The 22,133-nt window shown below is 57.7% G+C and carries 20 protein-coding genes; 9 read left to right on the top strand and 11 right to left on the bottom strand.

Going from position 1 to position 22,133, the window contains the following annotated elements:
• The first annotated feature begins 163 nt into the window (after positions 1 to 163).
• A complete protein-coding gene (locus tag EDC14_RS02520; RefSeq protein ID WP_132012604.1) occupies positions 164 to 3,493 on the top strand; it encodes a DEAD/DEAH box helicase family protein in 3,330 nt (1,109 codons plus the stop codon).
• An 879-nt stretch (positions 3,494 to 4,372) separates the two neighbouring features.
• On the opposite strand, the gene EDC14_RS02515 is transcribed toward EDC14_RS02520, so the two are convergent.
• On the bottom strand, positions 4,373 to 4,930 hold the full coding sequence (locus EDC14_RS02515; RefSeq protein WP_132012603.1) for a helix-turn-helix domain-containing protein: 558 nt from the start codon (positions 4,928 to 4,930) through the stop codon (positions 4,373 to 4,375).
• 173 nt (positions 4,931 to 5,103) lie between these two features.
• Between EDC14_RS02515 and EDC14_RS02510 the strand changes: the two genes are divergently transcribed.
• Both EDC14_RS02510 and EDC14_RS02505 read left to right on the top strand, forming a co-directional pair.
• Positions 5,104 to 5,811, top strand: a complete 708-nt coding sequence (locus EDC14_RS02510) for an AzlC family ABC transporter permease (RefSeq protein WP_132012602.1) — start codon at positions 5,104 to 5,106, stop codon at positions 5,809 to 5,811.
• Positions 5,808 to 6,110 carry an AzlD domain-containing protein gene (locus EDC14_RS02505; RefSeq protein WP_132012601.1) on the top strand — a complete coding sequence of 101 codons (303 nt, stop codon included), beginning with the start codon at positions 5,808 to 5,810 and terminating at the stop codon, positions 6,108 to 6,110. The genes EDC14_RS02510 and EDC14_RS02505 overlap by 4 nt, the downstream gene beginning before the upstream one ends.
• A gap of 12 nt (positions 6,111 to 6,122) precedes the next feature.
• Here the strand turns inward: EDC14_RS02505 and EDC14_RS02500 are convergent, their stop codons facing one another.
• From EDC14_RS02500 to EDC14_RS02490, 3 genes are all read right to left on the bottom strand, one after another.
• The gene (locus EDC14_RS02500; protein WP_132012600.1) at positions 6,123 to 6,479 is read right to left on the bottom strand and encodes an FmdB family zinc ribbon protein; all 357 of its coding nucleotides are present in this window, start codon (positions 6,477 to 6,479) and stop codon (positions 6,123 to 6,125) included.
• Between the two features lie 590 nt (positions 6,480 to 7,069).
• Positions 7,070 to 7,267 (bottom strand): hypothetical protein, encoded by a 198-nt coding sequence (locus EDC14_RS02495; protein ID WP_132012599.1) that lies wholly within the window; start codon positions 7,265 to 7,267, stop codon positions 7,070 to 7,072.
• A gap of 433 nt (positions 7,268 to 7,700) precedes the next feature.
• Positions 7,701 to 7,946, bottom strand: a complete 246-nt coding sequence (locus EDC14_RS02490; protein WP_132012598.1) for a hypothetical protein — start codon at positions 7,944 to 7,946, stop codon at positions 7,701 to 7,703.
• A gap of 103 nt (positions 7,947 to 8,049) precedes the next feature.
• Here EDC14_RS02490 and EDC14_RS02485 point away from each other — a divergent pair, with 103 nt between their 5' ends.
• The 3 genes from EDC14_RS02485 to EDC14_RS02475 are packed head-to-tail and all read left to right on the top strand — an operon-like array spanning position 8,050 to position 9,101.
• Complete coding sequence (locus EDC14_RS02485) at positions 8,050 to 8,340, top strand: hypothetical protein (RefSeq protein ID WP_132012597.1); 291 nt, start codon at positions 8,050 to 8,052, stop codon at positions 8,338 to 8,340.
• 6 nt (positions 8,341 to 8,346) lie between these two features.
• Positions 8,347 to 8,586 carry a hypothetical protein gene (locus tag EDC14_RS02480; protein WP_132012596.1) on the top strand — a complete coding sequence of 80 codons (240 nt, stop codon included), beginning with the start codon at positions 8,347 to 8,349 and terminating at the stop codon, positions 8,584 to 8,586.
• Positions 8,583 to 9,101 carry an Hsp20 family protein gene (locus EDC14_RS02475; protein WP_132012595.1) on the top strand — a complete coding sequence of 173 codons (519 nt, stop codon included), beginning with the start codon at positions 8,583 to 8,585 and terminating at the stop codon, positions 9,099 to 9,101. Before EDC14_RS02480 ends, EDC14_RS02475 begins: the two co-directional genes overlap by 4 nt.
• Here EDC14_RS02475 and EDC14_RS02470 read toward each other — a convergent pair.
• The 3 genes from EDC14_RS02470 to EDC14_RS02460 form a co-directional block, all read right to left on the bottom strand.
• Positions 9,075 to 11,033, bottom strand: coding sequence for an ABC transporter ATP-binding protein (locus EDC14_RS02470; protein WP_132012594.1), 1,959 nt, complete (start codon positions 11,031 to 11,033; stop codon positions 9,075 to 9,077). The genes EDC14_RS02475 and EDC14_RS02470 overlap by 27 nt on opposite strands.
• Before the next feature lie 2 nt (positions 11,034 to 11,035).
• The gene (locus EDC14_RS02465; RefSeq protein WP_132012593.1) at positions 11,036 to 12,796 is read right to left on the bottom strand and encodes an ABC transporter ATP-binding protein; all 1,761 of its coding nucleotides are present in this window, start codon (positions 12,794 to 12,796) and stop codon (positions 11,036 to 11,038) included.
• A 230-nt stretch (positions 12,797 to 13,026) separates the two neighbouring features.
• Entirely contained in the window at positions 13,027 to 14,037 is a 1,011-nt protein-coding gene (locus EDC14_RS02460; RefSeq protein ID WP_165907739.1) for a LacI family DNA-binding transcriptional regulator, read from the bottom strand.
• Between the two features lie 350 nt (positions 14,038 to 14,387).
• Between EDC14_RS02460 and arfA the strand changes: the two genes are divergently transcribed.
• Positions 14,388 to 15,884 carry an arabinosylfuranosidase ArfA gene (gene arfA / locus EDC14_RS02455; RefSeq protein WP_132012591.1) on the top strand — a complete coding sequence of 499 codons (1,497 nt, stop codon included), beginning with the start codon at positions 14,388 to 14,390 and terminating at the stop codon, positions 15,882 to 15,884.
• A 378-nt stretch (positions 15,885 to 16,262) separates the two neighbouring features.
• Positions 16,263 to 17,102, top strand: a complete 840-nt coding sequence (gene lptE / locus EDC14_RS02450; protein WP_165907738.1) for an LPS assembly lipoprotein LptE — start codon at positions 16,263 to 16,265, stop codon at positions 17,100 to 17,102.
• A 95-nt stretch (positions 17,103 to 17,197) separates the two neighbouring features.
• On the opposite strand, the gene EDC14_RS02445 is transcribed toward lptE, so the two are convergent.
• A complete protein-coding gene (locus EDC14_RS02445) occupies positions 17,198 to 17,839 on the bottom strand; it encodes a lactate utilization protein (protein WP_132012589.1) in 642 nt (213 codons plus the stop codon).
• A 904-nt stretch (positions 17,840 to 18,743) separates the two neighbouring features.
• Between EDC14_RS02445 and EDC14_RS02440 the strand changes: the two genes are divergently transcribed.
• Positions 18,744 to 18,965, top strand: coding sequence for a hypothetical protein (locus EDC14_RS02440; protein WP_132012588.1), 222 nt, complete (start codon positions 18,744 to 18,746; stop codon positions 18,963 to 18,965).
• Positions 18,966 to 19,027: 62 nt separating this feature from the next.
• Here EDC14_RS02440 and EDC14_RS02435 read toward each other — a convergent pair whose 3' ends face one another.
• The 3 genes from EDC14_RS02435 to EDC14_RS02425 form a co-directional block, all read right to left on the bottom strand.
• Positions 19,028 to 19,717 carry a response regulator transcription factor gene (locus EDC14_RS02435; protein ID WP_132012587.1) on the bottom strand — a complete coding sequence of 230 codons (690 nt, stop codon included), beginning with the start codon at positions 19,715 to 19,717 and terminating at the stop codon, positions 19,028 to 19,030.
• Positions 19,689 to 21,047: a sensor histidine kinase gene (locus tag EDC14_RS02430; RefSeq protein WP_243662773.1), complete on the bottom strand. Its 1,359-nt coding sequence runs from the start codon at positions 21,045 to 21,047 to the stop codon at positions 19,689 to 19,691. The genes EDC14_RS02435 and EDC14_RS02430 overlap by 29 nt, the downstream gene beginning before the upstream one ends.
• A gap of 267 nt (positions 21,048 to 21,314) precedes the next feature.
• Positions 21,315 to 22,133, bottom strand: a complete 819-nt coding sequence (locus EDC14_RS02425; protein WP_132012586.1) for a hypothetical protein — start codon at positions 22,131 to 22,133, stop codon at positions 21,315 to 21,317.

The following is a 22,133-nucleotide window of genomic DNA, read 5'->3' as shown; positions in this document are numbered from 1 at the left end:
ACTCCCTTCTCCAGGCCGTTGCCGGGAGAAGGGCCGGGGATGAGGGGCTGCGTCGAGCCAGCTTACGAAAGGGGCTTGCCGCGTGAAACCTAAAAATCTTCCGAATTGCCTGATGCAAAAATCTTTTCGCGGAGACCTATAAACACCCAAAGGAGTGACCAGCTTGCCCTCAAACTTTTCATTCCTTCAAAAAACAAATCAATTCGATAGCTTTTCCGAGGCTTGCCTAGAGGCTGAAAAGACGATTGCCTCCAGTGCATCAGCTACAGCTATTCTCTGCCGCCGCGCTCTGGAGTTGGCGGTTCGCTGGGTTTATAGTTCCGACGGTTATTTGAAAGTCCCCTATCAGGACAACCTCTCCAGTCTCATCCATAACCGGAGTTTTCAAGATGTCCTGGAGCCGAAGCTTTTCCCGTTGATACGCTACATTGTAACCCTCGGAAATCACGCCGCCCACACCAATCAGGGAATCCGGCGCGGCGATGGCGTGGTGGCCCTCCATAATCTGCACCAGTTTGTTTCGTGGGTAAGTTATTGTTACTCCACTGCTCATGTTGATAGCGAGTTTCACGAAGAATGGCTGCCGGCCGGAACCGAGCAAAAAGTCAGTCAAAAAGACCTGGAAGAGTTATATAACCGGCTCGGAGCCACCGACAAGGAACTCAAAGATGTCGTGGCTGAGAATGAAAAGCTCCGCGAGGAAATCCGCAAAATCCGGGAAGCCAAGGACACCCCGTTTAAAGTCGATGAAATCAGCGAGTTTGAAACCCGCAAGCACTATATCGACCTTGACCTTCGGGAAGCCGGTTGGCGGTTTGGCGAGGATTGCATCGAAGAATACCCTGTTTTGGGAATGCCCTCGGGCAGCGGCCAAGGTTCGGTCGATTATGTCCTGTTTGGAAACGACGGCAAACCTTTGGGAGTAGTGGAAGCCAAACGAACCAGTAAAGACCCGAAAGTTGGGCAGCACCAGGCTAAACTATATGCTAACTGCTTAGAGAGTAAGTTCGGCCAACGCCCCGTGATCTTCTATAGCAACGGATTCGAAACCTACCTTTGGGATGATACCCGCTATCCCGAGCGGAGGGTATCCGGTTTCTACAGCAAAGATGAACTGCAACTCCTGGTTAACCGGAGAAAAAGCCGGATACCGCTTGAGAACATCAAGATAAACGAGACGATTACCAACCGTTATTATCAAAAAGAAGCCATTAAGGCAATCTGCGATTCATTGGAAGATGGCGATCGAAAAGCTTTACTGGTCATGGCTACCGGAAGCGGCAAGACCCGCGTGGCTGCTTCCCTGGTGGACCTGCTTTCCCGTCATGAATGGGTGAAAAATGTCCTTTTTCTGGCGGATAGGACTGCCCTTGTCAGACAAGCCAAGAACGCCTTTAATAACTTCCTTCCCTCCATGTCCTTATGCAACCTTATGGATAATAAAGATAACCCCGAGAGCAGGATTGTCTTTTCCACCTATCCGACCATGATGAACGCTATTGATGAAACCAAGGCGAAAAACGGGCAAAGACTATTCACCGTCGGCCATTTTGATATGATTATCATTGATGAATCCCATCGCAGCATTTATCAAAAGTATCAAGCCATCTTCGATTATTTTGACGCCATGCTGGTGGGGCTCACCGCGACGCCCAAGGCCGATATCGATAAAAACACCTATCACCTCTTCGACCTTGAAAATAATGTGCCGACATACGCCTACGAATTGAAAACAGCGGTTGAAGATAGGTTTCTCGTCTATTTTCAAAAAATCGAAACCAAGCTAAAGTTCTTGTCAGATGGGATTCACTACGACGATTTAAGCGAAGCGGAAAAGGAACAATTCGAGGAGACTTTTGATGACGATGTTCCCGAGGACATCTCTTCCGAAGCCTTGAACTCCTGGCTCTTCAATGATGACACCATCGAAAAGGTCTTAACCATCCTGATGCAAAAAGGCATCAAGGTTGAAGGCGGCGATAAATTCGGGAAGACCATCATCTTCGCCAAAAATCATAAACACGCCGAAAGAATCGTGGAGCGGTTCAACGCTTTGTATCCCGAATACGGCGGCCATTTCGCCCGGGTGATTGACAACTATGTCACCTACGCTCAAAGCCTGCTGGATGACTTCTCGGACCCAAATAAGCTTCCCCAAATCGCCGTATCGGTCGACATGTTGGATACCGGCATCGATATCCCGGAGATCGTGAACCTCGTCTTTTTCAAAAAGGTCTTTTCCAAAGCCAAGTTCTGGCAGATGATTGGCCGGGGAACCCGCCTTTGCGAAGGCTTGTTTGGCGTCGGGCTGAATAAAAAGGAGTTTTATATCTTCGACTTCTGCGGTAACTTTGAGTTTTTCAGAGTCAATGAACACGGCCGGGAAGCCAAGATCAGCCCAAGCATTACCGAAATCCTTTTTGGAATCAAAGTGGACATGGTTAAGGAACTGCAACAACTGGAGTATCAACAGGAATGCTATACCGCCTACCGGAATCAATTGATCGAAGAACTCACCAAAACCATCAACCAACTGAACCGGCGCAACTTTGTGGTTAAACAACATCTGCTATATGTCGATAAATACAGTTCCAAAGACGCTTGGACAGCATTGGGTATTCTTGACGCCGCGAATCTGAAAGCGCATATCGCTCCGTTAATTAAACCGGAAGACGATGACGAACTGGCGAAACGATTTGATGAAATCATGTTCGTCATCGAGTTGGGTCATCTCATGGGCAAAAGCGCCAATATGCAAAAAGAATCGGTGGTCCGAACCGCTTTTGAACTGTCGAAGCTGGGTACGATACCCCAAATCCTAGCCAAGAAAGAAACCATCGCAAAGATTAAGACCGACGATTTTTGGGACAATGCCGATATCTTCGCTTATGAAAACGTCCGGGAAGACCTCCGTGAGCTCATTAAGTTTATCGAACGGAAGAAGCAGGATATCTACTATACCGATTTTACCGACGAGATACTCGCATTATCCGAAAGTCCCGGCGAATTCACGGTCGCTGATTTAAACGATTACCAAAAGAAGGTTAACCAATACCTTCGGGAACATCAGGACAACGTCGCCATTTATAAATTAAAGAACAATAAGCCTCTGACCAAACAGGACTTCATGACGTTGGAACAGATTCTTTGGGGAGAACTCGGCACGAAGGAAGAGTATCAAAAAGAGTTTGGCGATACGCCCTTGTCCATCCTGGTCCGAGAGATGATTGGCCTTGACCGGCAAGCGGCCAATGAAGCCTTCGGCGAGTTTTTAACCAACGAGAACTTGAACAGCCGTCAAATACGGTTTGTTAAAAACATTGTGGATTACATCGTTAAGAATGGTCATATGCTTGATAAAACGATACTTCAAGAAGAACCTTTCAAAACTGTCGGCAGTATTGTCGAGCTATTTCCCATGGAGACAGCGTTGGGAATTGTTGCCATCATTGACCAGATTAATAAAAATGCTATCGATTTTGTTGGCGCTTAGCTGGTTGCTGATGAACCGGGACTATTTTGGCCTAAAAAGTTAACCCGCGAATAAGCCGTTCCTCCCAATGCAACCCGGAATTTCTCTTCCAGAACGCGAAGCTCGCTCCTTTCCCCTTGAAGGGGCAAGGATTCTCCCAAATTTTCCGTCGCAAAGTCCAACCGTACCCCAGCTCATTCATCTTTCCCCAACCTTTCGTCCACCATCCCGGCTCCCCTAATATATCAGTTCATCGCCCCTCATGTAAGGTATGGTCCTTCGTCCAACTAGGATATTCTTCATCCTTGTTAGGATGAAAGCCATCCTTGTAAGGGATGCCTCGATCCTTTCAAAGGATCCTGCGATCCTTGTAAGGGATGCCAGGATCCGTGTAAGGTATGGTCTTCATCCTTGTAAGGGATGCTATGATCCTTTCATAGGATCCTTTGATCCTTTCTTCCCGAAGGTTCATCCTAGCATCCCGAAGCCCTCGGGAAGCTTCCCCAAGGTTTCGGGATAAAGGACCAATCCTTCGGGATGCATCCCCGAACCTCCGGGAAAGAAGACGGAGGCTTCGGGAAGCATCGACAAGCCTTGAGGAAGCTTCCCCGAGGTTTGGGGAAGCTTCCCGGGTTCCCATCCCTGACATTCAGCCGCATATTCCGGCTCAACCGGTTGGTTTGACTGCGAAGAAAGGATCAGAGGCGTTGTGATAAACTCCGTCCGCAGGTCGGGGTGTTCACAAAAGCCCGGAGGCAGTAAGGGATACATCAATTTTCACTCCACTACAGGGCTGGTTTCCCATGGCTTTCAATCTTCCCGGCGGATCGTATGACGCCGGCTCCGGCGGTCCGCCCCAAGAAACTTCCCCCGGGCGCCGCAGATCGGCAGTCCGGGCCTTCAAGTCCCGGAGTAATCGATGACCATGCTCAGGCGGGTCAGCTCCCGGCCGGGATTCTGGTATTGGTGGGGCCGGTCCGCCGGGAAGGCGATGGACTCGCCGCGCCGCACCGTGTATTGCTTCTCCCCGGTCACCACGGTCAATACCCCGTCGGCCACCGTAATGAACTCGTGGGTCCGCTCCCCGTGGGATTCCGAATGGTAGCTCCCGCCCGGCTCCAATTCGACGCTGTAGATCTCGAAACGCCGCCCTTCCTGGTAGGGGAAGACCGGATAGACCCGGTATCCGCCCTCGTCGGCGACCAGCGGCTCCAGCTCGGCCTGGCGCACGATGACCGCCTCCCCCTGCGCCGCATCGAGCAGCGCCGTGAAAGAGACGCGGAGTCCGGCGGCAATCTTCCAGATGGTGTTGATGGTGGGATTGGACTCGCCCCGCTCGATCTGGCCGAGCATCGATTTGCTGACCCCGGTAAGATCGGCCACCCTGTCCAGGCTCAGGCGTTTGGTTTCGCGGATCCGCTTCAGATTGGCGGCGATAATGCCGTTGACATCCGCCAAAAAAATAACCCCCTTCTCCTTGCAATCTGCTATCCGGGCGTTGTATAATATCTCCAATACGTTATAACGTACAATCCATTCCTATATAGCGTACAAAAGAACCGTGTTATTTTTTTATTATACCATCCCCATCCGGAGGAAGGCATGAATCTTGAGCAAATGGAGGCGAAACGATGAAAGAAACCCTTTTGGGCGGCAAAGAAGGATGGCTGGCTGGAGCGCCGGTGGTCATCGGCTATTTTCCGGTGGCCATGGCCTTCGGCCTGCTGGCCAAGGCGGTCCATGTGCCGCTGCTTGAGGCCTGTCTCTTCTCGCTGATTGTCTTCGCGGGGGCGAGCCAGTTCATGGCCTTGGATCTACTCCGGGCGGGTGTCGCCACCGGCGGCATCGTGGCCGCCACCCTGCTGCTGAATCTGCGGCACCTGATGATGAGCGCCTCCCTGGCGGTCCGCCTCGGCCATGTCCAACGGCATTGGCTGCCGTGGATCGCTTTTGGAATCACCGATGAGAGTTTCGCAGTGGCCTCACTGCAGCAAGGCACCCTGAGCGTTCCCTATCTGCTGGCGTTGCAGGGCTCGGCCTACGGCGCCTGGGCCGGCGGCACCGGGGTCGGGTATCTGCTCGGCGCGGTGTTGCCCGGCGCGGTCCAGAGCAGCCTGGGGGTGGGATTGTACGCCATGTTTGCGGCGTTATTGGTTCCCGAATTCAAAAAATCGGCGGCGGTGCGGCGCCTGGCGGTGCTGGCCGGAATGATCTACGCGCTGCTGGAGGGTTTCCGGCTGCTTCCGCCCAGCTGGCGCCTGATTGCGACCATCGTCGCCGCGACCGCGGCGGGCCTTTGGCGATGGAAAGACGGGTCCGCGGCGGAGGAAACGGCATGAAAAATTACCTGCCCCTGATCCTCGGCATGATGGCCGTCACCTATCTGCCGAGGCTGCTGCCCCTGCTGGCGCTCTCGAAACGGCCGCTGCCCCCGGCCGTCCGGCGCTTCTTTTTGTATGTCCCCTATACGGCGCTGGGCGCCTTGATTGTCCGGGGCGCGCTGAGCGCCGGCCCGGAGCTGCGCCTGGCGACCCTGGCCGGGATCGGCGTAGCGGCGGCCTGCGCCTGGTTCCGGGGCGGTTTGGCGCTGGGAGTGGCGGCGGCGATCGCGGCCGCGTTCCTCATCCAGTCCCTCTGAAAGCCGGGCCCGCTACCTCCGCCACCAGCGGGCGCCGAACCAGCCGGCCAGCACAATGACGATCCAAAAGAGCGCCACCGGCAAGACCATGATCAGCAAAAGCAGCGCGATCCCGGCGATCAGCAGTTTCAGGAAGAAGCCGCCCGCCGAATTCCCCACGTCGACCCGGTGGACAAAGACCCGGCGGCGCGGTCCTTCTTCTTGGCGGCGCTCCCCTCCGGCGTCGCCCGGCTCCACCTCGATGGTCAGTCCCTGGAAGTTCTCCCGCTCCTCGGGCGGCAGCACCTGGACCTTGTCCGGCTCCGCCCCGCACTGGGGACAGCGCTCCGCCGCGTCGTCAAATTCATAGCCACACTGGAAACATTTCATCCGTTATCTCTCCGTGCCGGCCGCTTGTCCCGGGGCGGCTCAGGCCGCCTCCGCCCCAGCCGGGCGTCATTGGTTCATAGGGTCTCTCTCATAACAACGTGAAACGACCGGTTAAAATTCCCGCGCCACTTCATTTATTATCCCCATCCGCAATGAAACGAGCCATTCCCCCGACGGAAGCGGCGGGGCGATGGCGATGCCCCGGACGGCTGCGGGAGGGCATCCCAAAGTTTGCAATGCCTCCCGGAGCCCCGGAGGTGTTTCCCGGAGGCTTGGACCCGGTTCCCGAAGAGTTGGAAGGGTTTCCGTAACTCTCGGACGATCGTCCCTAGGGCTCAGCCGGGCTTCCCCGGACTTCAGCCCTTCTTCCCAAGCCTTCGGAAGTGCTTCCGGCGCGCCGGGAAACTGCTCCGCCCGCCGTTCCCGGAGTTCCAAACCCCGCTCCGGCCCTGTCCGGCTTGCCAGCGGCCCCGGAGTCCCGGTTGGTTTCCGGCCAATGGATCCATCCCAGGCTTGGCCCATCCTACCACCCGGGTAACCGCCCCCCGGGCGGGGATGCATGGCTCCCTGTCCGCGGTGGCGGGAATCGGCTAACCCTTACCGCTCCGGTTCCGCTCCTCTTTCTTCATTTTGCCGTCGCTGTTGATCCCCACATTGAGCATGCCGCTCAGATCATCGACGCTGATTTCATCCAAATTGAACTGAAGTTTATCCACCTCGACCCGCCGGACATACAGGTGCTCAATGATGATGGTCGGAGCGGCCGCTGCTTGCTGCCGCTCCCGCAATTCCTGAACCTGCGCTTCCAGCTCGGCGATCCGGGCCTGGAGATCCGGGAATTTCCCGCCGAAACCGATATTGCTGATCTTTTCGACGATCTTCGTTCACCTCGCCCCCGGAAATTGCGGTGCGCTGTCGCAACTATCGTCTCTCCCGCACTCCGCCTATCGGTCTCACGGTTTAAAAGCCATGGGATAAAGTCTTTTTCCAATCCATTCGACTTGCAAAAGGTTTTTAAAACGACTTATCCCTTGCTTCTCTGAGCTTTTGTGTTCACCCTGACCCTCGGACAGGGTTTATCACAACCGCTTTTAAAAGCCATGTGATAAAGTCTCCAATTCGGAAATCATCCTTTCAGTGGACTCAAAAACGACTTTATCACTTGCTTTTCTGAGCTTTTGTGTTCACCCTGGCCTTCGGACAGGGTTTATCACAACGCTTTTATACCGCTTTGACGATTGACACACCTTCGCAGTTGCTATGAAAAGTCGGCGTATCCACCAGATCGGGATCGCATACCACATTGATATTGTTCACCGTGCAACACCCGACGCCGTAAATATTCACCGCCTGATTGGATTTGGTCGGCGAATCCCAGCCCTGTTGCGCGTTTTCTCCAAAAAAAACCCCCGCGTTGTTGGCGATGCTGTTGACCACCAGGATGCCGAAATTCACAAAGACCGCCATGACACACCCCCGCCGCGCCATTCATAAAGTATAACATCATCATACGTTTGCAGTGGTTTTTCGGTGAGCGCCGACCGCTGACCCGCGCCATGGAGCCAAAGACATGAAAGAACTGAATTTCCAGTTGACCATTCACGCCATTACCATCGGCACCATCGAGAACGCCTCATCGTTGAATATCGGCCGGAACTTCCTGCGCGATTTCAAGAGCATGAGCAAGTCGAACGCCGGGATTGGAACGGTCTCGGGGAATCATAACTCCTTCCCGTCCAGCACCAACTATGTGCTGGACCCCGATAACGTCGACATGTGCTGGGAGACTCAAAAAGAGCGCCGTGAAGAAGCGTCCCGCCGCGGAACTCCATTCGCGCGCTGTACCGAGGAGAGGAAGTAATCAAGCATGGATTTACATATCCGTATCGAAAAGCTGGAGGTAACCTCGATCGCCAGTTCCTCCGGCATCTTCAGCGGCGATAACCGCCACCACCATTGGTCGGCCATCTCCAAGACCAACACCGGCCTCGACCTGGAAGGCGACTCCAGCCGCAGCAGCCAGTGCATTAATATCGTCTGCGATCCCAATTTCATCGACACGCTGGAAACCACGGTCCGGCCGGGCGAGCCGGGGAGGGGTGAATGATCATGAACCAGGGCTGGCTGGCGGAGCTGTTTGAACTGCAGCGCAAAGCGGCGGAATTGAGCCGGGGCGGCAACCCCACCGCCGAGGTGCAAAACATGGTGCTGGATCTCTTAAAACGCTGGGGCCTGGACGGATCGTTCTGGAACGGCGCCCCCGCCGCCGGTTTTCCGTTTCAGGCGGGCCATGAGCCGGAACGGCGGAACGAAGCACAGTCCGGCGATGTGGAGATCCGGGAGACTCAAGGAGCGGTGCGGGTCCAAACCGTCATTCCGGGCATCGCCCAACCGGGCGATCTGCGCTTGGAGTTGCAAGGCAATCTGCTGTCGCTCAGCGGCAGCAGCGGCCAGTCCGGCGCCGACTCGAACGGTTTCAGCCGGATGATCCGGCTCCCCGCCGCGGTGACCGCAGCCGGGGCGACGGCGGTTTACGAAGCCGGACAATTGACGGTAACCCTCCCCAAGCTGGTGCCGGAGAACGGCGCGATCCCGTTAGACCGTTTCGTTCCCGGCGGTTGAAGCCAGGCGATGGCCGGCGCCGGCCGGACCGGCTTGGGGAATTTGCGCCGCAGCGGCGTCGGCATTCTGAAACTGACTGTCATAAATGGCCCGATAAACCCCTTGGCTGGCCAACAACTGGTCATGGCTGCCCCGCTCGACGATGCGGCCGCCGTCGATCACCATGATCGTGTCGGCGTCGCGGATCGTGGAGAGCCGGTGGGCGATGATAAAACTGGTCCGGCCGCTCATCAGTTCCAGCATGGCCTCCTGGATCCGGAGTTCGGTCCGGGTATCGACGTTGCTGGTCGCCTCGTCCAGGATCAGAATGGCCGGATCGGCCAGGATCGCCCGGGCGATCGCCAGCAGCTGCCTTTGACCCTGGCTCAGCTCCCGGCCGCTCTCGGCCAGCGGCGTCGCATACCCTTGGGGCAAGCGCCGGATAAACTCGTCGGCATTGGCCAGCCGGGCGGCCCGCCGCACCTCCTCGTCGCCGGCGCCGGGCCGGCCGTACTTGATATTGTCCGCGATGGTTCCGGTAAAAAGATAGGTGTCCTGCAGGACAATCCCGAAGCAGCGCCGCAGGCTGTCCCGGGTGTATTCCCGGATGTCCCGGCCGTCGATCAGGATCCGGCCGGCGCTGACATCGTAGAACCGGGCCAGCAGATTGACGATGGTCGTCTTGCCGGCGCCGGTGGGCCCGACCAAAGCGGTGCTGCTGCCCGCTTCGGCCGTGAAGCTGACCTCCTTCAGGATCGGCCGGTCCGGCCGGTAGCCGAACGAAACCTTCTCAAAGACCACTCTGCCGCGGGGCTGGAATAATGGCACCGCCCCGGGCCGGTCGTCCGGCTCCTCCGCTTCGTCGAGGATCTCGAAGACCCGCTCGGCGCCGGCCACCGCAGTCTGCAGGGTATTGAAGATATTGGCCAGATCATTCAGCGGCCGGCCGAACTGCCGCGAATAACTGAGGAAACTGGCGATGACCCCGACGGTGATCCGGCCCCGGACCGCCAGCACCCCGCCCACGCCGGCCACCGCGGCGAAGCCGAGATTATTGATGACATTCATCAACGGCATGATGTAGCCCGACCAGATCTGGGCCTTGACCCCCACCGCGCAGAGCCTGTCGTTGACCGCGTCAAAGTCGGCGATCACCTCGGCCTCGTGATTGAAGGCCTTGACCACCTGGATCCCGGAGATGGCTTCCTCGATCTGCCCGTTCAACTGACCGAGCACTGCCTGTTGCTCTTTGAAGAGCAGCCGGGTCCGGCCGGCGATGGTCCGGGTCAGCAGGAAGACCAGCGGAATCGTGATCAGGCCGGCCAGGGTCAGGAGCGGGCTGAGCGCCAGCATCATCAGGAAGGACCCCAGAATGGTGAAGCCGCTGGCCATCAACTGGGTGGCGGACTGGGAAATGGTGCCGCTGATATTGTCGACATCATTGGAGAGCCTGCTCATCAGCTCGCCGTGGGTCCGCTGATCGAAAAAGGCGACCGGCAACTTTTGCAGTTTGGCGAAGAGCGCATGCCGCAGGTTTTGGACGATCCGCTGCGCGATCCCTGCCATCAGCCAGCCCTGCAGAAAGCTGACGCCGGAATCGGTCAGATAGGCCGCCAGCAACGCCAGGATCGCCGCTTGCAGCATCCCGAAACGGACCCCCCGGCTCCCGGCGGCAATGGCGTCGATGGCCCGGCCGATCAGATACGGCCCGGCCAGACCCAGTCCGACGCTCAGGATGACCAGTTCGAAGACCAGCGCCAGCAGCCGCCGTTCCTTGCCGAAGTATTGCCATAGCCGGGCCATGGTCTCCCGGAAATGCTTCGGCTTGGCCCCCGGCATCAGCCACCGCGCGCCGCCCCCGCCCCGCCCGAAACCGCCGACTCCGCCGCCGGGCAGGCCGAGGCTTCCCGGTCCGGCGCTTCCCGGCCGGCCGGTTCGCCCTTCTTCCGCCATGATCAGACCGCCTCCTTGCCGAGCTGCGACCGGTAAATATCCTGGTATACCGGACAGGATTCCAGCAGTTGCTCATGACTGCCCATTCCGGCGACGACCCCGTTGTCCAGGACGATGATCCGGTCGGCGCTCATCACCGAGACGATCCGCTGGCTAATCAGGAAGCAGGTCATCCCCCGGACATACTGCTTCATCGCGGCGCGGATCCGGGCCTCGGTCGCCATATCCACCGCGCTGGTGCTGTCATCCAGGATCAGAAGCGACGGCCGCTTCACCAGCGCCCGGGCAATGGCGATCCGCTGCTTCTGGCCGCCGGACAGGTTGATCCCGCCCTGGCCCAGCACCGTCTGGTACCCTTCCGGCATGGCTGCGATGAATTCATGGGCCTGGGCCGCCCTGGCCGCGGCCTCGACCTCGGCGGCGCTGGCGTCCGGCTTCCCCCAGCGGATATTCTCCAGAATCGTGCCGCTGAACAGGACGTTCTGCTGGGGGACCATGGCGATCCGCTCCCGCAATTGCTCGGGAGCCATCTCCCGCACATCCACGCCGTCCACCCGGACGGCGCCCGCCGTGACATCATAAAAGCGGGGAATCAGCCCCACCAGGCTGCTCTTGCCCGAACCGGTGGACCCGATGATCCCGACGGTCTCGCCCGGCGCGGCGCCAAAGCTGATCTCCCGCAACACCGGCTCTCCGCCGTCCCGGTGATAGGCGAAAGCGACCCGGTCGAATTCGACCCGCCCGCCGCCTTCCGTGGGACGCAACGGCCGTTCCGGAACGGCCATCGTATTCCGCTCGGCCATGACCGCGCCGATCCGTTCGCCGGAAGCCCGCGCCCGCACCAGCATATTAAAGACAAAAGAGATCGTCATCAACGAGCCCAGAATCTGAATCAAGTAATTGACAAACGCCATCACCTGGCCCACCGGCATCTGGCCGCCGGAGACCCGCAGCCCGCCCAGCCATAATACGGCGATGATCCCCAGGTTGACCGTCAGGGTGATTCCCGGCGTAAAGAAGGCCATCACCCGCGTGGCGGCGGTGGTTACCCCGGCCAGTTCCCGGTTGGCCCGGTCAAACCGTTCCGTCTCATACTCAAAGCGGTTGAAGGCCTTCACCACCCGGACGCCGGAGAGGTATTCCCGGATCACGCTATTGAGCCCGTCGATCATCCGTTGCACCTTGCGAAAGAAAGGGTAGCCGATCCGGACGTTCAGAAACATCAGGCTTCCGATCACCGGGACCACCACGATGAAGATCAGCGCCAGGTGCGGGTTGAGCAGCGTGGCCATGGCGATGCTGCCGACGCAGACCAGCGGCGCCTTGACGAAGATCCGCATCAGGCCGTTGACGAGGTTCTGAACCTGGGTCACGTCATTGGTCAGCCGGGTCACCAGCGATCCGGTCTCGAAACGGTTGAGATTCTCCAAGGAAAGACTCTGGATCTGCCGGAAGAGATCGGAGCGGAGTTCGGTCCCGAAACGCTGCGAAACGCGGCTCGACAAGATGTTACGCCCCACGGCGGCGGCCGCTCCCAATGCCGTCACCGTCAGCATCAGCCCTCCCAGGCGCAGCACCGAATCGAGCCGGCGGGTAGCCACGCCGTGATCGATGATCCGGGCCATGATCGTCGGCTGCAGCAGATCGCAGATGGCCTCCACCGTGAGACAGGCCACGGCCAGGCAGAAGAGCTTCCAATACTTTGGGATATATTTTTTCAGAAAAGCAAAAATGGGATCCACCTCATCGCCGGGACTTCCCATCCGCCGAAGATCCATCCGGCGTTTCAGTCCCATTATGCCCTTTATACAACGGAATTGGGATGAAAAAGTTCAAAGTGAAAATCCGGTCCTGGACCATGCAACCGCCTCCAGATACATATTCCGCCATAAATACGGCCCCCAACAAAAATAGCCCGAACCATGCTCCCAAGATTCGGGGCCTCTCTTTCGAGTCGCCGTCCGGTGGCTCCGTTCAGCGCAGATACCTGAGATTATTCATGATGCAACGGTCCGGTGGAATCGCGCACCACCAGGCGGGGCGGCAATTCAAAGACCCGCGGCGCGGCGGCTTGGCCGCCGATCCGGTTGATCAACACATTGGCGGCGATCCGGCCCATCTCCGCCTTGGGTATCTCCATGGTCGACATCTTGGGAAAACTATACGAGGCCGCCGAGTCGTCGAACCCGATCACCGACAGCTGCGCGGGAACCGCGATCCCCTGATCGTGCAGGGCGCTCATCACGCCCAACCCCATGATGTCGTTATAGGAAAAGATCGCGCTGATCTCCGGTTCCCGGGCGAGCAGCATCTTCGCCAGAGTATAGCCTTCCGCGTCCGAAAAGGAATTTCCCAACATGATATCACGCTCGTCGTACGGGAGTCCCGCGGCCTGTAAGGCCTTTTTGTAACCCAGCAGCCGCAGCCGGGTGGTCTCGCTGTTTTGGGCGCCGATATAGCCGATCCGGGTATGGCCGAGCTCAATCAGATGGTTGGCGGCGTCAAAGCCGCCCTGAACGTCATCGACGACCACGCAATCGATCAGCTCCGAACGGCGCGCCCCGGCCAGGCCGACCACTGGGATCCCCGCCTCCAGAAAGGGCTGAATCACTTCCGGCCGGGCCAGTTCCCAGGAGAGCGCAATAATGACCCCGTCCACCTGCGTCTCCAGCAACATCTGCTGGTAATACCGGACCTTGCCCGAGTTCCCCTCGCTGTTGCAAACGAAGATCCCAAACTGGTTTTCGAAGGCAATATCCTCAACGCTCTTGACAACCTGCGGAAAGAAGGGATTGACGATCGTCGGCACCAGGCAGCCGATGAGATGGGTGCGTTTTTGGGAAAGGGCCCGGGCTAACCGGTTCGGACGGTAATTCAATTCCCGCGTCGCCGCCAGCACCCTGGCGGTCAGCTTCTCGCTTACCTTGCAGCTCTGATTGAGCACCGCCGAAACCGTAGCGACCGAGACTCCGGCCCGTTCGGCGACATCCCGGATGGTGGCCACTTGACCCAACACTCCTTTAGAAGCCGTGTGATAAAGTCTTTTTTCAAATCGATTCGACTTGCAAAAAATTTTTAAAACGACTTTATCACTTGCTTCAAGCAATCGCTGTGACCCTTCCGGCTTTTAAGCCGGGTTTATCACAGCTCTTTGTGTAAATAACCCTATTTATTCATCCCTGAATTTCGATCTCCTGCTTTCCGCGAATCTTTCAACGTAAAACTTTTCCTGGCGGAGAAGGAATTTTATGAAAGGCGCTGAAATATATTGCATCGAACATTTCTAACCGGTTAGATTATTCATTTTGAAGTTCCGCCGTACTCCAAATATTTCATCAGGGAGGGAGTTTCCGTTTGAAAAAAGCCAAATGTATCATTGAAAAGGACTATGTCATCAGCGAGACCGATCCCCGTTTATTCGGATCGTTCATCGAGCATCTCGGCCGGGCAGTGTACTCGGGAATCTATGAGCCGGGCCACCCCAGCGCCGACGAACAGGGGTTCCGCCGCGACGTGCTCGGCCTGGTGAAAGAGTTGGCCGTACCCCTGGTCCGCTATCCGGGCGGCAATTTTGTCTCCGGCTACCAATGGACCGACGGCATCGGACCCCTTGCGGAACGGCCGAAACGGCTCGACTTGGCCTGGCGGTCCATTGAAACCAATGAGATCGGCATCGATGAATTCGCGGACTGGTGCAAAAAAGCCGATTCCGGAGTGATGGCAGCGGTCAATCTGGGAACCGGAACTCCCGCCGACGCCGGCAATCTGGTGGAGTATTGCAACCACCCCGGCGGAACTTACTGGAGCGATCTGCGCCGTCGCAACGGCCACGCCCAGCCGCACGGCATCAAGGTCTGGTGCCTGGGCAATGAGATGGACGGCCCCTGGCAGATCTGCCATCTCTCGGCCGACGATTATGGCAAGAAGGCCCTCGAGGCGGCCAAGATCATGCGTTGGGTCGACCCGGGCATCGAATTGGTGGCCTGCGGCAGTTCCAACGCCCGGATGGCGACCTTCCCGGAGTGGGACCGGATCGTCCTGGAACACCTTTATGACCAGGTGGATTACATCTCGCTTCATAGTTATTACGGCATCCGCGACGCGATCACCCGGGATGATTTTTTGGGTTCCTTCGTCGACATGGACCGTTTCATCCAGACCATCATCGCCACCGCCGACTATGTCAAGGCCAAAAACCGCAGCCATAAGCGGTTGAACCTGTCGTTCGACGAATGGAACGTCTGGTATCTCCCCGAGGAGTATCCGGACTGGGAGACCGCTCCGCCCCGGCTGGAGCAGATCTACACCTTCCTGGACGCGCTGGTCTTCGGCGGCCTGATCTGCTCCCTCTTGAATCATGCCGACCGGATCAAAATCGCCTGCCTGGCGCAACTGGTGAACGCGATCGCTCCCATTTATACCAAACGTGGCGGCCCGGCCATCCGGCAGACCATCTTCTATCCCTTCCAGCAGGTTTCCCAGTTCGGCCGCGGCCAGGTCCTGCGGCCCCTGATCCACTGCCCGGCGTATGAGTCCCAGGCCTACGGCGATGTGCCAGTGCTCCAAACGGCGGTGGTCTTCAATCCGGAAAGCGGCGCGGTCAATCTTTTCCTTTTGAACTGCGACCAACACGAGGACCTGGAGGTCCAGCTGGATTTCCGGTCATTCCCGGCGGTTCGCCCGGTGGAACATCGCCTGCTCCAGGAGGATGAGCTAGCGGCAGCCAATGATTTCGAAGCGCCGGAGCGGGTAAAGCCGCGTCAAGCGGCGCTTCCCCGGGTGGATGGCAATATCGCGACCGTCGTCTTGCCGAAACTGTCTTGGAATATGTTACGGTTTACCTCCCGTTAAATAACAAAAAGCGAAGCCCCGGTTCAAGAAAGGCGCAGACACGCCTCCCTTTCCTCCTATCCCAATCAAGAACGGCCACCGCTGCTCCGGCAGCGAAGGCCGTTCCTTTTTGTTTTCATTAAAGTATAGAAGCGTCGAAAATCCGGCCGCATCGCAAAATCAATCCCTGGGGCGCACCGGCTCTCTATTTCGGCTACTTGCTAAAGATGCACCTGCACGTGTAACCTGGGGTACAAAACAAGAATTTTAACCATTATCCGGCCATGCTCTCGCCCCGGCCGCAGATTTATGATACCATGGATCAGGAACTTGGAAATCGCACACGGAATATGCGGACAGTATCCTTTTCTTACCGTCTCATTCAAAGGAGGAGCCTCCATGAGAAAAGCCAGATATTTGGGGATGTGGGTCATCTTTTCAGCCTTGCTCGCGGCCGGTTGGCTCGGCCTGGCGGCGGTCCCGAACTATGCCGAATCCCCCCAATACACGGTGGCGATTGTGGATTTTAACAATCTGAGCGGTAAATATCTCCCGAATATCGGAACCGCCGCCAACGAAGTGTTGGGAACATTGCTGTATCAGACCGATAAGTTCGCAGTGGTCGAGCGGGCGAAGCTGGCTTCGATCATGGAAGAACACCATCTGTCCATGTCCGGTCTGGTCAACTCGGAGAGCTCAGCGCTGCAGATCGGAAAACTGTTGAGCGCCGATTATTTGGTGACCGGCAGCATCGTCTCCTATGAGCAGAATGTCCAAAGAGTCCAGGCCTACGGAATCACCACCGAGCAGATCACCGCCGACATTACCGTCAACATTAAGGTCCTGAACGTCAACACCGGAAAACTGGAGTTTGCGATCTTTACTCCCGCCCAGACCAAAATGCTGAATACTAGCGGCGCGGCCAACCTTTCCACCGGAAATACCCGGGAGCTGTTGTCGAAAGCCCTGACGGCCGCGGTCGATAAATTGGTGACCCGCATCGAGGCCAGTCAGCCCAAGCTCCCCGAGAAGGCCCTGGTGCACTTCGACTCCAACCCTTCCGGCGCCGAGGTGGAGATCGATCAAGTCTATTACGGGAACACGCCGATAGCCGTTCCCTTGAATCCCGGGGTTCACGAGGTGCGGATCAGCCTGGCCGGCTATGCGCCCTGGATCCGCATGATTCATGCCGCCGAAGGCGCCATCGTCAGTTGCACCCTGGAGAAGAAAGCCAAATAAACTCCGGATGCCCCTGCCCGGGATGCCAAGACAAAAACCGCCGCCGGGAAATGCGGTCATTCCCCAGCGACGGTTGAGTTCCGGCAGAAATCGATTCAATACCCCAAGTCCTTGCCGACGATGATGACCTTGATCCGCCCCTTGATGAACTGGCGCTTGATCACCACATAATCGTTGCAGATCCGTTCCGGGCTGTCGCAATCGAGGCAATGGCCCAGACTGGCGCAGGGCGTCCGCTTGCCGAGCCGCTTGGCGTCCAGGGGCGCGGCGTAACGGCGCACCCGCTGTCGGGCCTCATCCAGATCGGCGACGATCTTGTTCCTCCCGGCCACCACGATCACTTGCTCGGGGCCGTACAACAGCGCCGCCACCCGGCTTCCGTTGCCGTCGACATTGTAGAGCTCTCCCGCTTCCGTCAACGCGTTGGTGCTGCACAAGAAGGTGTCCGCGCTGAAACTGGCCAGGTAAATCTCACGTTTGACGGCGCTCGTCAAGCCTTCGCGGTGCTTATCGAGAAACCGGTACCTGCCGCCGCGCAACAAGCCGATCACCCCGGTCTCAAAAAGGGTCAGCGAATCGCCCACCGCCACCACCGACCCCTCCGGGATCAATTCTTCCACCTTGGCCAGCAGTTGGACTTCATCTTGAACATAGAAACCGGCCATATTATGCTTTTCCAGGTTGGCGATGACCCGCGCCACCCGTTGCTCCCAATACCAGTCCCGATGATGATCCATTGGATCTCCTCCTTGACGCTCAAGCAGACCCGGCTATCCCGCCGCCGGCTTTCCCCGCGAACCGGCCGGCCGGATAGATTCAACGATCCGGGCTGTTCCTCCGCGAGGACGGCAGCGCCGGCTTCGTCCAGCAAATCGACGTCCTGGCCTGATGGGCATCGTGTTTTGATGATCTTCGCGCTGTATCCAACAAGCAGCTCAACCCGTTGCAAGGGCGGCTGCTTGTTTTTTCGATGCCGCCGTATCATTTTCCGTTTTTTGGTTATGATACATCGCAATAACGCATAAATTAAGGAATTTAATTCAACTTATTACCGCTGAAATAGGATGAAATAAATTCCGTTTTAATTCCATTTGCATTCGGCCTTAGGAATGCAAATCTTAGTACAGAAATTTATTTCATCCTATCCCGGCGAAGCCGGAACCAAAAAGGTTTTGGGAGATCAATAGAGAGATAAAGCAAGTCCAAAAGCGACCTCTCCCCGGCGAAGCGAATTCAGATAGACATTTCGACGGGGAGGGGTCAATCGCTTGAAACGAGGGCCAATGTTTATGCAAAAAGGTAAGTTTTTACGTGAATCAAACGGAAATAGGCCAAAGATAAAACCCCAAAATGGGCGCAATAATTTGTGGCAATTCACCCCTCCCCGTCGAGTCTACCATCAGAAATAACTTCGCCGGGCCATGTCCAGGAAGGATAGAGTCCGGCGGTTCACGGATGAAATACCGCCGGGGAGGGAACAGGGAGAGAGGTCAGGTTTTAGACAATTAGCGCGGCAAGGATCAGTCTGATTCCAAAAATGTTTCTGTAAAACCTGGTTACGTATGAGTTTGCAAGATCATTTCAAAATATTGCGCCCAAAATGAACACAATTTCGTTCGTTAGATGGCCTATATAGCGACGATGATTTACTTTTATTTTCTGCCAAAACAGAAGGAATGGTACGTTCTGCCGCTGTATATCGCGATGTTCTCTTTTATCAGCGCCGCGCTGGATGCCGTCTATCACCAAATGGGGTTGCTCGTATATTTCCATTGGAACCCGTTCCTGCGGTTTCTGGCGGCGCTCGGCTGGTTTTCCCTCGCCACCGTCCACTACCGGAAGCTGTATCCGGCCGGGATCTAGAAGCTCGGCGCATGGTTCCGGTTGCGATGACCCGCACAGGCTCCCAGCGGTCCGGGCCTCCCTCAGTTGGAGTTGAAGCGATAACCCGTCCCCCACAAGGTCTCGATGAATTCGGGATTGGCCGGGTCGCGCTCGATCTTCTTGCGGACCTTCTGAATATGGACCGGGACGGTCGCCGAGTCGCCGTAGTAATCGTTGCCCCAGACCGCGTCGAAGAGATGCTCCTTGGTGAAGACCTGGTTGGGATGGGAGGCGAGGAACAGCAGCAACTCGTACTCCTTCGTCGTCAGCTGGACTTCCTTCCCGTTCACCAGGACCTTGTGGGAGGCGGGATTGATCTCCAGCCCCTTGTGGTTGATCACTTCGCTGGCCGCGAGATTGCCTTTGAGCCGCTCATACCGTTTGATGTGCGACTTGACCCGCGCCGCCAGCTCAGCCGGGCTGAAAGGCTTGGTCAGATAGTCGTCGGCGCCCAGCTCGAGGCCGCGGATCTTATCGATGTCCTCGCTCCGGGCCGAGACCACCAGGACCGGGATCTCGTACTTCTGGCGCACTTCCTTGATGATGGTCAGCCCATCCTTTTTGGGCAGCATCAGGTCGACCACGATCACGTCGTAGCGGCCCGAGAGCGCCGCCCGCGCTCCGGCCTCCCCGTCCCGGACGATCTCCGCCCGGTACCCGTTGAGTTGCAGATAATCCCGTTCCAGTTCGGCGATGTTCTGGTCATCCTCGATAATCAGAATCCGTTTCATTCCCGTCCCCTCCCTGCGTTTCCAGCGCCGGCAATTCAATGGTGAAACAGCTGCCCGCGCCGGGGGCGCTGGCCACCGCGATCGACCCGCCGTGGGCCTCCACCAGTTCCTTGGCGATGGCCAGTCCCAGGCCGGTGCTGATCGCGTCCTTGGTCCGCTCGGGATCGATCCGGTAAAAGCGGTCGAAGATGAAGGGCAACTTGTCCTCGGCGATGCCGGGGCCGTTGTCCCGCAGCTCCAGCCGGACCCAATCCTCCCGGCGGCAGAGGACGGCCCGGATGGCCAACCCTTGCTCGGGACCGTATTTGACCGCGTTGCCGATGATGTTGCGGATCGCCTGGTGGATCCGTTTGCGATCGATCCATACCGCGCATTCGCAGTCCAGGCGGTCCTCATACTCCAGGCGGACCTGTTTCTCCTCCAGTTCCAGGCGGAACTCTCCCAGCAGGTCGGCCATGAAGTCGCGGACCGCGATGGTTTCGAACTGAAACTCCAGTTTGTCCAGATCCAGCTTGGAGAAGAGGAACAAGTCGTCGATCAGGCGGTTCATGTACGCGGTATTGTACTCGATGATCCGCAGGTACTTCTGGCGGTCCGCCTCCGACAGATCGCCCCGCTCCAGGAGCGCCTCGATATAACCCTGGATCGAGGTGATCGGCGTCTTCAGATCGTGCGAGATGTTGGCGATCAGCGTCTTGCGGTTCTCCTCGTACTCGCTCTTCAGCTTCTCGCTCTCCTGCAGCTTTTCGGCCATGTCGTTGAAGGAGGCCACCAGCAGCGTCAGGTCATTCAAGACGTCGCACTCGATCCGCACCTGGTAATTGCCCCTGGCGATCTCCTCCACCCCTTTTTTCAACTGGTCGATGGGGTTAAAGACCTGCTTTTCCAGGCGGCGCAGGAAAAACAACTCGTAGATCCCGCCCACGCTGATCAGGATCGCAAAGCCGACGGCGATGATCCGGACCCCCAGATAGCGGAAGATCAGGTACCAGATGGTCAGGTTCAATAACAGGATCAGCGGCCGGATAAAGCGGAGGCGGCGGTGGTACCGGCTGAACTGGTGGTACCGGGCCTGCATCTGGCGGCGCTGGCGCAGTTCCTCCTGGTGGTGGTGGTGAGGCCAGAAAGGATCCGGCCCCGCTCCCGGATAGTGGCCCGGATGACCCCCATGGTGCTGCCGGTGAAGCCGGGCATGATCCCGCAGGTACTGGTGGAACTTGGCATTCTCGCGCCTGAACTCGGCGGCCATTTCGCGGCGTTCGCGCCGGCGCTCGTCGCCCCAGCGCCGCAAAGCGGCCAGCCAATCCCGGATCTCCCGCGGCGTCTTCATCCCTCACGCTCTTTTCGGTTATTTTTTCGCCCTCACCAGCCCGGGCCATAAAGTCTTGGGAACCGGAAATCCGCCTGCCAACAGGTTCAAAAACGACTTTATTCCTCGCCCGGGCAATCGCCGTGACCTTCCTCGGCTTTCAGCCGGATTCATCACAGCTCCCATACAGCGATCATACTATGCTTCCCGCGCCGGCGCAAATAAAAATTGCAGCGCCCGCCGTTCCCCGGCGGGCATCCGGCCGCGCCGGGCCGCGGCAACCCTTCTTTACCAGTCCAGGCTCAATTCGGCCTTGATGTCCCACTCGTGCCCCGCGCCGCTCTCATCCCGGCCCACGCCGCGCAGCGCCCAGTCCACCTTCTGGAGCTCTTTCTGCTTATTGACGATGACGTGCACTTCCGCTTCCGGCTCTTCCAGCCCATGCAATTCTTTGAGGATGCCGCAATGGGGATGGTGCTCCCAGTGGCCGCGCAGCTCTTCCCGGTTCATCCTTTCCCCGAACGCCCGCCGGAGTTCCTCCGGTATATCCGCCAGCCGGAAGGAGAGTACATAGCATTGCTCCTCCTCCGTCAGCAGCGTATTTTGAAAGACCTGCAGCAAAAAGGCCAGCCGGTCCAGCCCTTCCTTGAAACCGCCATGCCGGCCGAAATGTCCGCAGCCCGGTCCCATCCCCTCGGGTCCGTCCATCCGGAACGGTCCGTGATGACGGTGGCCGTACCCATGCTGCATCATGCCGCCATGGTCGTGCCCACGCAGCATCATGCTGCAGTGGTCGTGCCCATGCAGCATCATGCTGCAATGGTCGTGCCAATGCCGCATCAGGCCGCAGCGCCCGGGCCAAGGTCCCTGAAATTCCGGCAGATTCAGCTCGGTTTCGCTCTCGTGCTTCAGCCGCCGTCCCTCATAGTCGTATTCGGTCCGGATCTTGGAGCGGCATTCTCCGGTCGCCGTGTTTTTCTCAAACTCGGTCGCCAGGTGAAAGACAGCCGCCCCGTCCTTCCTGCCCTCCACTTGGAAAGCGCCTTGCAACACCTGTTTCTCCCGCAACGCCTTGACCACATCGTACATCAGTTGCACTTTATTCAT

Source organism: Hydrogenispora ethanolica (assembly GCF_004340685.1).
Taxonomy (GTDB): Bacteria; Bacillota; UBA4882; order UBA8346; family UBA8346; genus Hydrogenispora; species Hydrogenispora ethanolica.
The sequence above is the reverse complement of the archived record's forward strand: the minus strand, read 5'-3'. Positions and strand labels throughout refer to the sequence as shown.